Source organism: Vibrio ordalii ATCC 33509 (genome assembly GCA_000257205.1).
Lineage (GTDB): Bacteria > Pseudomonadota > Gammaproteobacteria > Enterobacterales > Vibrionaceae > Vibrio > Vibrio ordalii.
The window spans coordinates 1-13,577 of the sequence record AEZC01000021.1 but is presented as its reverse complement, the minus strand read 5'-3'; the positions used below and the strand labels follow the sequence as shown (position 1 = coordinate 13,577).

Sequence of the window (13,577 nt, the reverse complement as noted above, 5' to 3'; positions counted from 1 at the left end):
ACGAAAATGCTTGCCGCTTTGAGCTCACCATTACTCATCAAGTCAGTAACCCATTTGGCTACCCACGCCAATATGTGAAACCGATAAATGGCGACAAACGCTGCGCATTTTTTGTCGCTCACGACAATGAATCCGGCTACTGGTGGCAAGGCGAAAATGCGCGTTTAGGATCGCTCGCGTGTATGGCTTATCGCGCCCAAGCGTTCGTCAACGCAGATCTGCATGCCCCTTTAACCACCTTTGCACAAAATGCATTGAACTGGATTATCGGATTAAATCCATACGATATGTGCATGCTCGATGGGCACGGTCGCAACAATCCAGACTACCTACCCCATTTAGGCTTTTTTAACGCCAAAGGGGGAGTGTGTAATGGCATTACAGGCGGTTTTGAAGATGAAGAAGATATCGCTTTTAACCCAGCGAAACAGAAGGATGACATGCTGCAAAACTGGCGTTGGGCTGAGCAATGGGTTCCTCATGGTGCTTGGTATCTGCTGGCCATCACAACCCAGTTTTGCCACTTCTCAACACCAGACTTAGAGAGGTAATCATGGCTTTTTATTATGTCGGTATTGATGGAGGCGGCACCTCATGTCGCGCACGCATCCGCAACGAGCAAGGCGCGCTGTTGGGTGAAGCGAAAAGCGGTAGCGCCAATATTTTATTGGGTGTGGAACTTGCCATGCAAGCGATCATTGATGCAATTACTCAAGCGGCCCACCAAAGCGGGCTGACGAAAGAGAATTTTGCTCAGATGCACGTGGGTCTTGCTCTGGCTGGCGCAGAACAAAAATCCGCATGGCATGCGTTTATGTCTCAAGCGCATCCTTTTGCTTCACTAACGCTCAACACAGATGCTTACGGTGCCTGTATTGGTGCTCATAATGGCGACGATGGCGCAATTATGATCGCGGGAACGGGCTCTTGTGGCCTATTTTTACACGCTGGGCAGCAGCATGTGGTGGGTGGCCGAGAGTTTCCCATATCCGATCAAGGCAGTGGTGCCATCATGGGTTTACGCCTAATCCAGCGCGTGCTGCTCATTGAGGATGGTATCGGCGAGCCTTCATTATTAAGCGCTCATGTGATGCAACATTTTAACCACGGTGTTGATCAGATTGTCGAATGGTCAAAAAACGCACTCCCACGCGACTATGGCCAGTTCTCTCCCGTTATTTTTTCTCTAGCGCAACAAGGTGATGCGCTGGCGATCGAGCTTCTCAAACAAACCGCGGCAGACATCGAAATGTTTCTTGTCGCTCTTCATAACAAAGGAGCCAAACGAATCTGCCTCATGGGTAGCATTGCTGAGCGTATCTTGTATTGGCTTTCTCCACCAGTACAGCAGTGGATTGTTCAACCTCAATTCGACGCTATCGAAGGCGCGATTATGTTTGCCGGCAAAGCCGAGCATAATTTGTATTAAGGAATCACTATGAGCTATCGAATTGACTTTGCGGTACTCTCAGAACAGAAGCAATTTTGCCGTTTTGGTTTAACGTTCCATAACTTAAGCGATCAAGACCTCAAAGACTGGTCGTTACATTTTGTGATTGATCGCTTCATTCAGCCAGACAGCATCACCCATGGCAACGTAGTGCAAATAGGCAGTTTCTGCTCATTAGCGCCAGATATGACCGTGCTTGCTGCAAACTCGCATTTTTACTGTGAATTTAGCATCAAAACCGCTCCTTTCCATTTTTACACTGATGGCGTAAAGCACGCCTTTGTTCAATGCAATGGCGAGCAACCGATCGAACGTCATGATGTGATCGTAACCCCGATTGCTCTCGCCTCGCCTTATCGTGAGCGCAGTGAAATACCTGTAGCAGAAGCTGCGAGCCTCAGCCTCATTCCATTACCAAACAAGATTGAATCCGGCACAGGGCATTACACCTTAACGACTTCGAGCCAGATTACCTTGCAATCCACGTGCGCTGAGCAAGCTGCGACTTGGTTACAACAGGAACTCAACCGTATATTTGATTTTCAGCCCAAACCCATTGGCAGCGCTGATATTATCTACCGCACTAACCCGACCTTTGACGAGGGCGCGTATCAACTCAACGTCGATCGTACCGGCATTCGCTTAGAGGCGAGTGGCCATCAAGGCTTTATGTATGCTAGCGCGACCCTGTTGCAGTTGATCCAAGTTCAAGATCAATCCTGGTTAGTCCCCTGCGTCAAAATCAGTGATGCGCCACGCTTTAAGTACCGAGGCATGATGCTCGATTGTGCGCGCCATTTCCATGGAATCGAGACAGTTAAGCGGCTTATTAACCAATTAGCGCATTACAAATTCAATACGTTCCATTGGCATTTGACCGATGACGAAGGATGGCGTATCGAAATTAAAGCATTGCCTCAACTCACCAACATCGGTGCATGGCGAGGGGTTGATGAAGTGCTCGAACCTCAATACAGCTTGTTAACGCAGCGCCACGGTGGTTTCTATACACAACAAGAGATCAAAGAGGTTATTGCATACGCTCAAGAGCGTGGTATCACAGTGATCCCAGAAATTGATGTTCCCGGACATTGCCGCGCTGCGATCAAATCGATGCCTCATCTGCTGGCCGATAAAGAGGATCAATCACACTATCGCAGCATTCAATATTATAACGATAACGTCCTCTCCACCGCCCTTGAAGGAACGTATGAGTTCTTAGATATCGTCTTGCAAGAAGTCTCTGAGCTATTTCCATCCCCCTTTATCCATATTGGTGCCGACGAAGTGCCCGATGGGGTCTGGATTAACAGCCCTAAATGTCAACAACTGATGGCTGACAATGGCTATACCGAGGCCAAAGAGTTGCAAGGACACTTGCTACGTTATGCCGAACAAAAACTGCGTACGATTGGCAAACGCATGGTCGGCTGGGAAGAAGCACATCATGGCAATAAGGTCAGTAAAGATACCGTTATCTACTCTTGGCTTTCTGAAGCAGCGGCATTGAACTGCGCCAAACAAGGGTTTGATGTGATTTTACAACCCGGTCAGTACACCTATCTGGATATTGCTCAAGATTATGCGCCAGAAGAACCGGGCGTTGACTGGGCAGGTGTTACCCCATTAGAAAAAGCCTATCGCTATGAACCTTTAGCCGAAGTGCCCGAAAACGATCCACTCCGTAAGCGAATTCTCGGTATTCAGTGCGCTTTATGGTGTGAATTAATCAATAACCCACAGCGTATGGAATACATGCTTTATCCACGCTTAACTGCACTCGCCGAAGCAGGATGGACTCATAAAGTGCATCGTGATTGGCAAGATTATCTGTCACGGCTCAAAGGACATCTGCCTATGTTGGACAAGCAAGGCATCCGTTACCGAGAACCATGGAAATAAACACAACACTTGGAGTCGGCATTGCCTCTCCTTGGTTTTCACTAGCATAATTTTTGGCTGCAAAAGACGCAGTTTGTTTAAAAGGAAATGACAATGAAATACGGCTATTTCGATAACGACAATCGTGAATATGTCATCACACGCCCTGACGTTCCAGCGCCTTGGACCAACTACTTAGGGACAGAAAAATTCTGCACCGTGATCTCTCATAACGCGGGCGGTTACTCTTTTTACAATTCACCAGAATATAACCGTGTTACCAAATTTCGCCCGAACGCTTCTTTTGATCGCCCGGGGCACTATGTTTACTTACGTGACGATGCAACTGGCGACTATTGGTCTATTTCTTGGCAACCCGTAGCAAAAAGCTTAGAAGAAGCGAAGTATGAAGTCCGCCACGGCCTCTCTTACTCCAAATTCAAATGTGAATACAGCGGCATTACTGCCACTAAAACTCTGTTTGTACCGAAAGGCGAAGATGCTGAAATTTGGGATGTCGTCATTAAAAACGATTCCACTGAGACTCGCACTATCAGCGCTTTTTCGTTTGTTGAATTCTCTTTTAGTCACATTCAATCCGATAACCAAAACCATCAGATGTCGCTTTACTCTGCAGGTACCGCTTATCACGCGGGTGTGATTGAGTACGATCTTTACTACAACACCAATGATTTCGAAGGCTTTTACTACTTAGCCTCGACGTTTGATCCAGACTCTTATGATGGCCAACGCGATACTTTCCTTGGTTTGTATCGTGACGAATCCAATCCCATTGCAGTAGAACGTGGTCACTGCTCGAACAGCGCGCAAACCTGCTACAACCATTGCGGTTCGCTGCACAAACAGTTTGTGATCCAACCGGGTGAGGAAGTTCGCTTTGCTTATATTTTGGGAGTTGGTAAAGGCAATGGCGCGCGTTTGCGGGCTAAGTACCAAGACTTGGTTAATGTCGATGCCGCTTTTGCTGGGATCAAAGCGCATTGGGATGAACGTTGCGCGAAATTCCAAGTAAAATCACCGAATGAAGGCCTTGATACCATGATCAACACTTGGACGCTTTATCAAGCGGAAACGTGTGTAGTGTGGTCTCGCTTTGCCTCTTTCATTGAAGTGGGCGGTCGTACTGGCCTTGGTTACCGTGATACGGCGCAAGATGCCATTTCAGTACCGCACGCAAACCCGAAGATGACTCGTAAACGCTTGGTTGATCTGCTTCGTGGTCAAGTCAAGGCGGGCTATGGCCTGCACCTATTTGATCCGGACTGGTTTGATCCAGAAAAAGCGGATGTCAAACCATCAAAATCGCCAACCGTTGTACCAACGCCAAGTGATGAAGATAAGATCCACGGCATTGAAGATACGTGTTCTGACGATCATCTCTGGCTCGTTCCAACCATCTGTAAATACGTGATGGAAACGGGTGAAACATCCTTCTTTGATGAAGTGATCCCTTACGCCGATGGTGGCAATGCAACGGTTTACGAACACATGAAGGCGGCGCTTAACTTCTCGGCAGAATACGTGGGGCAAACAGGTATCTGCAAAGGCTTACGCGCTGACTGGAACGACTGCTTGAACTTAGGTGGTGGCGAATCATCTATGGTTTCTTTCCTCCACTTTTGGGCGCTGCAAGAGTTTATCGACCTTGCAAAATACCGTGACAATGCAGAGGATGTTGCGAAATATAGCGAAATGGCGGCGAACGTACGTGAAGCTTGTGAAACTCACCTTTGGGATGAAGAAGGTGGCTGGTATATCCGTGGCCTGACGAAAAATGGCGACAAGATAGGAACTGCTCAGCAAACCGAAGGTCGAGTTCACCTTGAATCAAACACACTTGCCGTCTTATCGGGCGCAGTGTCGCAAGAGCGTGGTGAAAAAGCGATGGATGCCGTTGATGAGAATCTATTCTCCGAATACGGCTTACATCTGAATGCACCGTCCTTCTCTACCCCTAATGATGACATCGGTTTCGTTACTCGTGTTTATCAAGGTGTTAAAGAAAATGGCGCTATTTTCTCACATCCAAACCCTTGGGCATGGGTTGCAGAAACGAAGCTTGGCCGTGGTGATCGAGCCATGAAGTTCTACGACGCATTAAACCCTTATAACCAAAACGACATCATTGAAAAGCGCGTTGCCGAACCTTACTCATACGTGCAGTTCATTATGGGCCGTGATCACCAAGATCACGGCCGTGCGAACCATCCATGGTTAACAGGCACGTCTGGTTGGGCCTACTTTGCCGTCACCAACTTCATTTTGGGTGTTCGTGTCGGTTTTGATGGCCTCGTCGTCGACCCATGCATTCCTACCAATTGGCCTGGTTTTGAAGTCACTCGCCAATGGCGCGGCGCGACTTACAACATCACAGTGCAAAACCCGAACTCCGTCAGTAAAGGGGTGAAAACAATCACAGTGAATGGCGAAGCAGTAGAAGGCGTGATTCCTGTCATGGCACAAGGCAGTGTCAACGATGTAGTGGTTATTCTCGGTTAACGCGATTTGAGCCTCAGCGCGAAGGAGCTGAGGCTCAACATTCGTCCCACAAGGATTTTATTATGATCAAATTTGGTACAGGTGGCTGGCGCGCCTTTATTGGTGAAGAGTTTACCAAAGACAACGTCTGTCTAGTGGCTCAATCACTTGCCAACATCATTAACCACGAAAATGTGGCTAACAACGGGTTCGTTATCGGCTACGACCGCCGCTTTCTTTCTGACAAAGCCGCACGTTGGTTTGCGCAAGTCTTAGCCGCGAATGGCGTGGTGGTAAGTTTTATCGATAAGTTTGTTCCTACCCCTATTGTGATGTTCAAGGCTAAAGAGATGAATTGCGCCTATTCGGCGTGTATTACGGCATCCCACAACCCTGCGGACTACAACGGCATCAAAGTGTTCATTGAAGGTGGACGAGACGCTGATGAGGTGATCACACAAAAGATTGAACAACAAATCGCGTCACTGACGCTTGCCGATGTAAAACATGTCGAATTTGAACAAGCGCTGCAATATAAATCGATTGTCATCATCAATCCAATGAATGAGTTTGTCGATTCAATCATCAACTTTATCGATATTGAAGCGATCAAAAAAGCCAACCTACGTGTGTTGATTGACCCTATGTTTGGCGTCGCGAAAAATGCATTGCAGACGGTTCTGATCAATGGCCGCTGCGATGTGGATGTGATCAATGATGGCAAAAACCCCGATTTTGGCGGTTTAATGCCTTCCCCTAATGCAGCGACGCTTTATCGTCTCAAACATTTAGTGGCCGCAGAAGGTTACGATATTGGGATAGGTACCGACGGCGATGCAGACCGACTTGGTATTATTGATGAGAAAGGCAACTTCATCCATCCTAATGAAGTACTGATCCTGCTTTACTACTACCTGCTTGAATATAAGGGTTGGAAAGGATCCGTGGTGCGTAACATCGCCACCACCCACCTGCTGGATAAAATTGCCGCTGACCACGATGAGAAAAGTTTTGAAGTCCCGGTTGGCTTTAAACACATCAGCTCACAAATGGAAGCGGATGATTCACTGATTGGTGGTGAAAGCTCCGGCGGTTTAACCATTCGTGGACACATCAAAGGTAAAGATGGGGTTTTTGCATCGAGTTTGTTGGTTGAAATGATCAGCGTGACAGGTAAAAAACTCTCCGAATTACTGGGGGAAATTTACGCGAAATACGGTTACGCTTACACCGCAGAAGGTGACTGTCAATTTAAAGCCGCGCAAAAAGAGTCGTTGTATAACAAAATCTACGTTGAGAAACAGTTGCCCCAATTTGAGTATGAGATTGAGAAAGTCAGTTACGAAGACGGAGCCAAAGTCTACTTTAAAAACGGCGGCTGGGTTATTGCTCGTTTCTCTGGTACCGAACCATTACTACGCATTTTTGCTGAAATGGCAGATAAAGACACTGCAGAACGTGTTCTTCAACAGGTGAAAGATTTTCTATCGTTATAGCTTTTACCTACTTCGACTCAAATTTGAGTCGCTATACCCGCACAGTATGTAGAGGTTGTAGGTGTATCGATGAAGAACACTTGCCCGGCGTCATGCCGGGCTTTTTTTAAAAAGCCAACACACCTTGCGTATCAATGCTGACTGCAACACTTTGCCCAACACTCAACGGCTGTGAAGAACTCGCCAGCAACTTACTGCCATAAGCGTCAATCACATAACGGCAGTGATCGCCCATAAATTGCTGCTCTAGCACGCGGACTTTGCTCTCTTGCTGCGCACTAATTTGAATGTGTTGTGGCCGCAGTAGTAATTCGCATTTGGCTTCAAGCTCAATGGGTTGCTGAGCTTTGGCGTCAACTACACCTAAATCGGTCTCAAATTGCCATTCAGAAATTCGTTTGGCGCTTAAATAACTTCCACCACCCAAGAAATCGGCCACAAATTTACTCGACGGTTGGTAGTACAGCTCTGATGCGGTGCCATATTGCTCAATCACACCGTGGTTCATTACCGCCATTTTATCAGCAAAAGCAAAAGCTTCTTCGCGGCTATGGGTCACAAAAATAGCCGTTACCCCCTGCTTTTTAAAAATGTTGCGAATTTCACCGATCAACTCATGGCGAACTTGGGTATCGATGTTGGAAAACGGCTCATCAAGCAGCAGTAGATCCGGTTTATACGCCAAGGAGCGAGCAATCGCCACTCGCTGCTGCTGTCCACCCGATAGTTGATGAGGATAACGATTTCCCAGCCCCACCAAATGCACTAATGACAACATCTCTTCGACTTTCGCTTTACGCTCGGTTTGAGAGAGTTGACGCAATCCAAACGCGATATTTTCCGCAACAGTTAAGTGAGGAAACAGCGCATAATCTTGGAAAATCATCCCTATGTTGCGCGCTTCCGGTGGCAACCAATGTTGACCATCATCAATCGTTACACAATTAAGGCTCATCACCCCTGAGCTGAGCGGCAGCAAACCCGCAATAGCTTTCAATAAGGTCGTTTTCCCACAACCACTTGCTCCTAATAAACAGACGATTTCTCCCTGTTTAACTTCCAGCGACAGTGATTGTAAAACCGTTTGGTTTTCATATTTGCAAGTCAAATCATGAATAGACAGCGCACAACTCATCAGTGATTTTGCTCCAGTGAACGGTTAACAACGATAAGCGGAATTAAACCAACCGCAACCAAGAGTATCGCAGGCAAAGCAGCCACTTCTAATTGTTCATCCGATGCGTAGTTATAAACATAGGTCGCCAAGGTTTCGAAATTGAACGGACGCAATAACAAAGCGGCATTCAGCTCTTTCATTGACTCAATAAACACCAACAACCCAGCGATCAGCGTACCACGGCGGATCAATGGCAGATGAACTCGCCACAGCATAGCGTTTGATCGATAACCCATAGTTCGAGCCGCCATATCCAAAGAAGGTGAGACTTTATTGAGGCTACTTTCAATACTACCAATCGCCACGGCCGAAAAACGCACCACTAAAGCAAAGATAATAGCAAACATCGAACCAGAAAAGATAAGACCCGGTCGCCCCCATTGCATCGCTTTAGCAACATCATTGACCCAATGATCCATAAACAGCACCGGAACCATCACACCAATCGCTAGCACGGTTCCGGGAACCGCATAACCCATAGAAGACAAGCGCATAAAGGCTAAAGTCACCCCATTGGCGTTCAACCGATGGCAAAAATTCACTACCAAAGCAATCAACACCGCCACCAGCGCGGCCGTCAACGAAACCATTAAGCTATTGATCGCAAAGTCTTGGAACTCCGAAGTCCAACTTTTCGCAAAATAGTGATAAGCGAATGAGGCCAACTGCAATAAAGGCAGCAGAAACGCGAGCACAACTAGCCCCCAACACCAACACAAAGCGGCCCATTTTTTCCACCCTTGCAACTGATAGCGAAAATCTTCATGGCTGTTAAATTGGCTTTGAAACAATTTCTGTTTACGACGGCTATAGCGCTCTGCGCTCATCAGTAATAATACAATCACCAACATGATGGCGGATATTTTCGCTGCCGCATTCAAATTAGAATAACCGAGCCAAGTGTCATACACCGCAGTCGTTAGGGTATTAATGGCAAAGTAACTCACCGTACCAAAATCACCCACCGTTTCCATCGCCACTAAGGAGAGGCCAACCGCCATCGCCGGCCGTGCAAGCGGCAGTGAAATAAGACGAAAACTCTGCCACGGAGAGCATTTTAATAGACGAGCGGATTGTAATAAGGAGACGTTTTTCTCCATAAATGCCGCGCGGCACAGTAGGTAAACATATGGATACAGCACCAGCGCAAGCACAATGCTTGCCCCGCCCAAACTGCGAATGTCGGGAAACCAGTAATCAGCTGCACCCCAGCCAGTAAGATCTCTAAGTAACACTTGCACTGGGCCTGCGTAGTCAAACCAACCGGTAAAGATGTAACCAATAATGTAGCCGGGCATCGCAAGTGGTAACACCAAAGCCCATTGTAAAATGCGTTCGGTAGGCAGCTTACACATCGCCATTAACCAAGCACTGGGAATGCCAAATAGCAAAGAAAGCCCCATCACACTGAACGTTAATACGACCGTATTAAAGGTATAGGTGGGCATCACGGTTGACATGAGATGAGAAAAAACCTCATCACTTTGTCCCGCAGCGGTAATAAAGATGGCTAAGATCGGCAAAACCAGTAGCACAGTGACACTGGCACTACTGGTTTTCCATAATGTATTTTTTTCTTTCATTGCCTAATTACAATAAGGCTTACTGACACATAAATGCGTTTGCAAATACATCTCATGCCCCTTCAATAGAATAGGGGCACTGTTATACCCCTAGAACCGATTAAAGGTCAAATTTCACTTCATCAAGCAGCTTAATTGCCGCGGCATGATTGTCGGCAATTTTTTCGAGCGGCAGTGGATCCGCTTTAAAATCACCCCATGAAGCGACTAGTGCAGAACGCTCAACACCTGCTTTTACTGGGTATTCAAAGTTGACGTCAGCGTACATGTGCTGTGCTTTATCGCTGGTCAAAAACTCCATCAGCTTAACTGCATTTTCTTTGTTAGGCGCGTACTTCGCCATCGCCATACCACTCACGTTAACATGCGTGCCTTGCGCATTCTGACCTGGGAAGTTGATGTAGACAGCTTCAGCCCATGATTTTTGCTTATCATCAGCTAACATTTTCCCTAAATAATAGCTATTACCCAATGAGACATCACACAAACCTTCTTTAATCGCTTTAACTTGGTCACGATCGTTACCTTGAGGCTTACGTGCTAAATTTGCTTTGACACCTTCAAGCCAAACTTTAGTGCTCGCTTCGCCTTGCTCTGCAATCATGGATGCAACCAGCGCCACGTTGTAAGGGTGCTTACCACTACGAGTACAGATTTTGCCTTTAAATTCAGGCTTCGCGAGGTCAGCGTAATTGAAGTCATCACCCAGCTTGCCTACGCGATCGCGTGATGAATAGACGCTACGGGTACGCACAGTCAGTGCAAACCACTCATCGGAGCTATCGCGATACTGGGCAGGAATGTTGGTTTCAATGGTTTTGTTATCCACCGCCTGGACTAAGCCTTTTTCAGATAACTCAAAAAGACGGCTAAATTCTGAGGTTAAAATCACGTCTGCAGGGCTGTATTCACCCTCTTGTACCAATTTCTCAGCAATCCCTTCTTTCGCAAACTTCACATTCACTTTGATGCCCGTTTGTTGAGTGAACTCTTTAAACATCGGCTCAATCAAAAATGGTTGGCGGTATGAGTAAACGTTGACCTCTTCTGCCGCCATCGCACTCGGAGCAATAACACTGCATGCTATAGCAGAAAGAGTAAGCAGTTTCTTCATTTCTAGTTCCCTTTAAAATTGGTAATGATAATGTTTATCAGTTTCGTTATTATATTGATGATGGATTGAAAAACAATTCAATCAATAAAAAAACCTGCCTTAATCGGCAGGTTTTTAGGTAGGTTATCTGTAAGGAAATATTACTTTATTGTGACGAATTCTGGGTAGGCCCCCACCCCACAGTCGTGCATATCCATCCCTTCTAACTCTTCTTCTTCCGAAACTCGAATGCCTATCGTTGCCTTAAGGATGCCCCAAACCACAAGACTTGCACCAAATACCCAAGCGAAAATCACTGCGGCTCCAAGTAGTTGAGCGCCAAAAGTCGCATCAGTATTGCTGATTGGCACAACCATTAAACCGAACAAACCACATACGCCATGTACTGAAATTGCGCCGACAGGATCGTCAATTTTCACTTTATCAAGGGCAATAATGCTAAACACCACCAACACACCCGCTACGGCACCAATTGCTACCGCATACAGTGGTGATGGAGAGAGAGGATCAGCAGTAATAGCCACTAACCCGGCCAACGCACCGTTGAGTACCATGGTTAGATCCGCTTTACCCCAAGTGGTTTTACACACTAATAGAGCCGCGATAGAACCCGCTGCTGCAGCGGCATTGGTGTTGAGGAAGATCTGACCCACCGCTGTCGCGTTTTCAAAATCAGACAGCATTAATTGTGAACCACCGTTAAAACCAAACCAGCCAAACCACAGGATAAATGTACCCAAAGTCGCAAGTGGCATGTTGGAGCCCTGAATAGGGTAAATTTCACCATTTTTACCGTATTTACCTTTACGTGCTCCCAACAAGATGACCCCAGCTAGCGCCGCCGATGCACCCGCTAAGTGAACAATACCAGAGCCTGCAAAATCACTGAAACCGGCAGCAGAAAGAAAGCCACCGCCCCAAGTCCAATAGCCTTCCATTGGGTAAATGAATGCGGTCAAAACGACGGAAAAAATAAGGAACGACCACAATTTCATTCGCTCAGCGACAGCGCCAGAAACCACCGACATCGCGGTTGCCACAAACACCACTTGGAAGAAAAAGTCTGATTCAAGGGAGTGATCCGCGCCTTCTGCTTGGCTACCTATCAAGGAGCCGAATGAAGGCAGCCAGCCTGCTTCTGCGTTATCAACATACATAATGTTGTAACCAACCACTAAATACGTGGTACAGGCAATCGCGTACAAACAAAAGTTTTTGGTTAAAATTTCAGTGGTGTTTTTAGAACGGACTAAACCCGCTTCTAACATGGCAAAACCAGCTGCCATCCACATGACCAACGCACCCGAAATTAAGAAAAAAAACGTAATCGAGTGCATAACGTAGCTCTGTTACCGTTGCTGCTAATTCCATAATGGTTATCTCCAATCCTTTGAATCTTTACAGTGCTTCACTGTCCATTTCGCCAGTGCGAATACGCACAGCTTGGCTGAGGTCATACACAAAAATTTTTCCGTCACCAATTTTTCCGGTGTGCGCCGCTTTGATAATCGCTTCTATCACGCGATCGACATTTTCAGCTTGTGTCGCTATTTCTAATTTCACTTTAGGCAGAAAATCGACTTGATATTCCGCGCCTCGGTAGAGCTCGGTGTGCCCTTTTTGGCGACCAAAGCCTTTCACTTCGGAAACCGTCATCCCTTCGATGCCGACATCGGCCAAAGCTTCACGCACATCGTCTAACTTAAATGGTTTAATTATCGCGTTGATCAGTTTCATTGCATCCTCTCACAAGCAGTAGTCCGTTTACGATCAATACAATCCAAGCTGCGTGCCAACTTTTTAAACCAATGATTTTAAAAAATTTTTAACCATTTCCTATGCCAAAAAGAAAAGGGTTGCACAAATGAGGTGCAACCCTTTCCCAAAAATAAAGCGAAGTGGTTAATCTTCACCAGTTTTGTGCAGCGCTAAGTGAAGTCCGCAGGTGAGTAACGTACAAATTCGCACCACTGCTTGATCATCAAAGCAAAATCATCAATGCCGCAGCTTGCGGTGCTTTCACAATCGTAAAAATCAAACTCACTGTCACTATCAAGCGCTTCACCATGCGTCAAAACATTGGCCTGAACCGTGACCTCATCGGCAAGAATCATCACGCTGATTTCCTGCCCCTCAAGCGTCTGCTCTTGATTAAATGCACGTTTCGATGCTGCCATTAGCGCAATAACTTGATCTATTTTGGGAAGATCGTTGCTGATCTCCTCTTGTAGCCAACGGCCAATAATTTCGTGCCCCATCGAAAAAGAGCAGTAATAGCTGCCATCTAGGGTATTTTTTTTAAATTCGTAGTCCATCGGGTTCTCGATATTGGTGCTTGGGGATACGGATAACTTTGTTATTATCGGTGATTATGCGG

Annotated in this window: 9 protein-coding genes and 2 pseudogenes; 5 read left to right on the top strand and 6 right to left on the bottom strand. The window is 46.6% G+C overall.

Annotated features, from left to right (window positions below):
* From VOR_RS0101650 to VOR_RS0101630, 5 genes and pseudogenes are all read left to right on the top strand, one after another.
* Window positions 1-551, top strand: a pseudogene (locus VOR_RS0101650) (glycoside hydrolase family 9 protein); the annotation flags it as partial.
* 2 nt (window positions 552-553) lie between these two features.
* Entirely contained in the window at window positions 554-1,429 is an 876-nt protein-coding gene (locus VOR_RS0101645) for a glucosamine kinase nucleotide-binding domain-containing protein (RefSeq protein WP_010317552.1), read from the top strand.
* Window positions 1,430-1,438: 9 nt separating this feature from the next.
* Window positions 1,439-3,352 carry a beta-N-acetylhexosaminidase gene (locus VOR_RS0101640; protein ID WP_010317550.1) on the top strand — a complete coding sequence of 638 codons (1,914 nt, stop codon included), beginning with the start codon at window positions 1,439-1,441 and terminating at the stop codon, window positions 3,350-3,352.
* Window positions 3,353-3,445: 93 nt separating this feature from the next.
* The gene (locus tag VOR_RS0101635) at window positions 3,446-5,851 is read left to right on the top strand and encodes a glycoside hydrolase family 94 protein (RefSeq protein WP_010317548.1); all 2,406 of its coding nucleotides are present in this window, start codon (window positions 3,446-3,448) and stop codon (window positions 5,849-5,851) included.
* A 62-nt stretch (window positions 5,852-5,913) separates the two neighbouring features.
* On the top strand, window positions 5,914-7,326 hold the full coding sequence (locus VOR_RS0101630; RefSeq protein ID WP_010317546.1) for a phosphoglucomutase/phosphomannomutase family protein: 1,413 nt from the start codon (window positions 5,914-5,916) through the stop codon (window positions 7,324-7,326).
* 106 nt (window positions 7,327-7,432) lie between these two features.
* Here the strand turns inward: VOR_RS0101630 and VOR_RS0101625 are convergent, their stop codons facing one another.
* From VOR_RS0101625 to VOR_RS0101600, 6 genes and pseudogenes are all read right to left on the bottom strand, one after another.
* A complete protein-coding gene (locus VOR_RS0101625) occupies window positions 7,433-8,461 on the bottom strand; it encodes an ABC transporter ATP-binding protein (RefSeq protein ID WP_010317544.1) in 1,029 nt (342 codons plus the stop codon).
* On the bottom strand, window positions 8,461-10,086 hold the full coding sequence (locus tag VOR_RS0101620) for an ABC transporter permease (RefSeq protein ID WP_010317542.1): 1,626 nt from the start codon (window positions 10,084-10,086) through the stop codon (window positions 8,461-8,463). The genes VOR_RS0101625 and VOR_RS0101620 overlap by 1 nt, the downstream gene beginning before the upstream one ends.
* Window positions 10,087-10,186: 100 nt before the next feature.
* Window positions 10,187-11,200: a Fe(3+) ABC transporter substrate-binding protein gene (locus VOR_RS0101615; RefSeq protein WP_010317541.1), complete on the bottom strand. Its 1,014-nt coding sequence runs from the start codon at window positions 11,198-11,200 to the stop codon at window positions 10,187-10,189.
* Between the two features lie 140 nt (window positions 11,201-11,340).
* Window positions 11,341-12,571 (bottom strand): annotated as a pseudogene (locus tag VOR_RS16555) (ammonium transporter).
* 27 nt (window positions 12,572-12,598) lie between these two features.
* Window positions 12,599-12,937 (bottom strand): P-II family nitrogen regulator, encoded by a 339-nt coding sequence (locus tag VOR_RS0101605; protein ID WP_010317537.1) that lies wholly within the window; start codon window positions 12,935-12,937, stop codon window positions 12,599-12,601.
* Window positions 12,938-13,128: 191 nt separating this feature from the next.
* Window positions 13,129-13,515: a YacL family protein gene (locus VOR_RS0101600; RefSeq protein ID WP_010317535.1), complete on the bottom strand. Its 387-nt coding sequence runs from the start codon at window positions 13,513-13,515 to the stop codon at window positions 13,129-13,131.
* Window positions 13,516-13,577 lie beyond the last annotated feature (62 nt).

Excerpts from the sequence above, each read along its gene's own strand:
- VOR_RS0101605 (WP_010317537.1), bottom strand. The coding sequence starts at position 12,937 with ATGAAACTGATCAACGCGATAATTAAACCATTTAAGTTAGACGATGTG.
- VOR_RS0101630 (WP_010317546.1), top strand. The coding sequence starts at position 5,914 with ATGATCAAATTTGGTACAGGTGGCTGGCGCGCCTTTATTGGTGAAGAG.
- VOR_RS0101600 (WP_010317535.1), bottom strand. The coding sequence starts at position 13,515 with ATGGACTACGAATTTAAAAAAAATACCCTAGATGGCAGCTATTACTGC.
- VOR_RS0101640 (WP_010317550.1), top strand. The coding sequence starts at position 1,439 with ATGAGCTATCGAATTGACTTTGCGGTACTCTCAGAACAGAAGCAATTT.
- VOR_RS0101635 (WP_010317548.1), top strand. The coding sequence starts at position 3,446 with ATGAAATACGGCTATTTCGATAACGACAATCGTGAATATGTCATCACA.
- VOR_RS0101625 (WP_010317544.1), bottom strand. The coding sequence starts at position 8,461 with ATGAGTTGTGCGCTGTCTATTCATGATTTGACTTGCAAATATGAAAAC.
- VOR_RS0101620 (WP_010317542.1), bottom strand. The coding sequence starts at position 10,086 with ATGAAAGAAAAAAATACATTATGGAAAACCAGTAGTGCCAGTGTCACT.
- VOR_RS0101645 (WP_010317552.1), top strand. The coding sequence starts at position 554 with ATGGCTTTTTATTATGTCGGTATTGATGGAGGCGGCACCTCATGTCGC.
- VOR_RS0101615 (WP_010317541.1), bottom strand. The coding sequence starts at position 11,200 with ATGAAGAAACTGCTTACTCTTTCTGCTATAGCATGCAGTGTTATTGCT.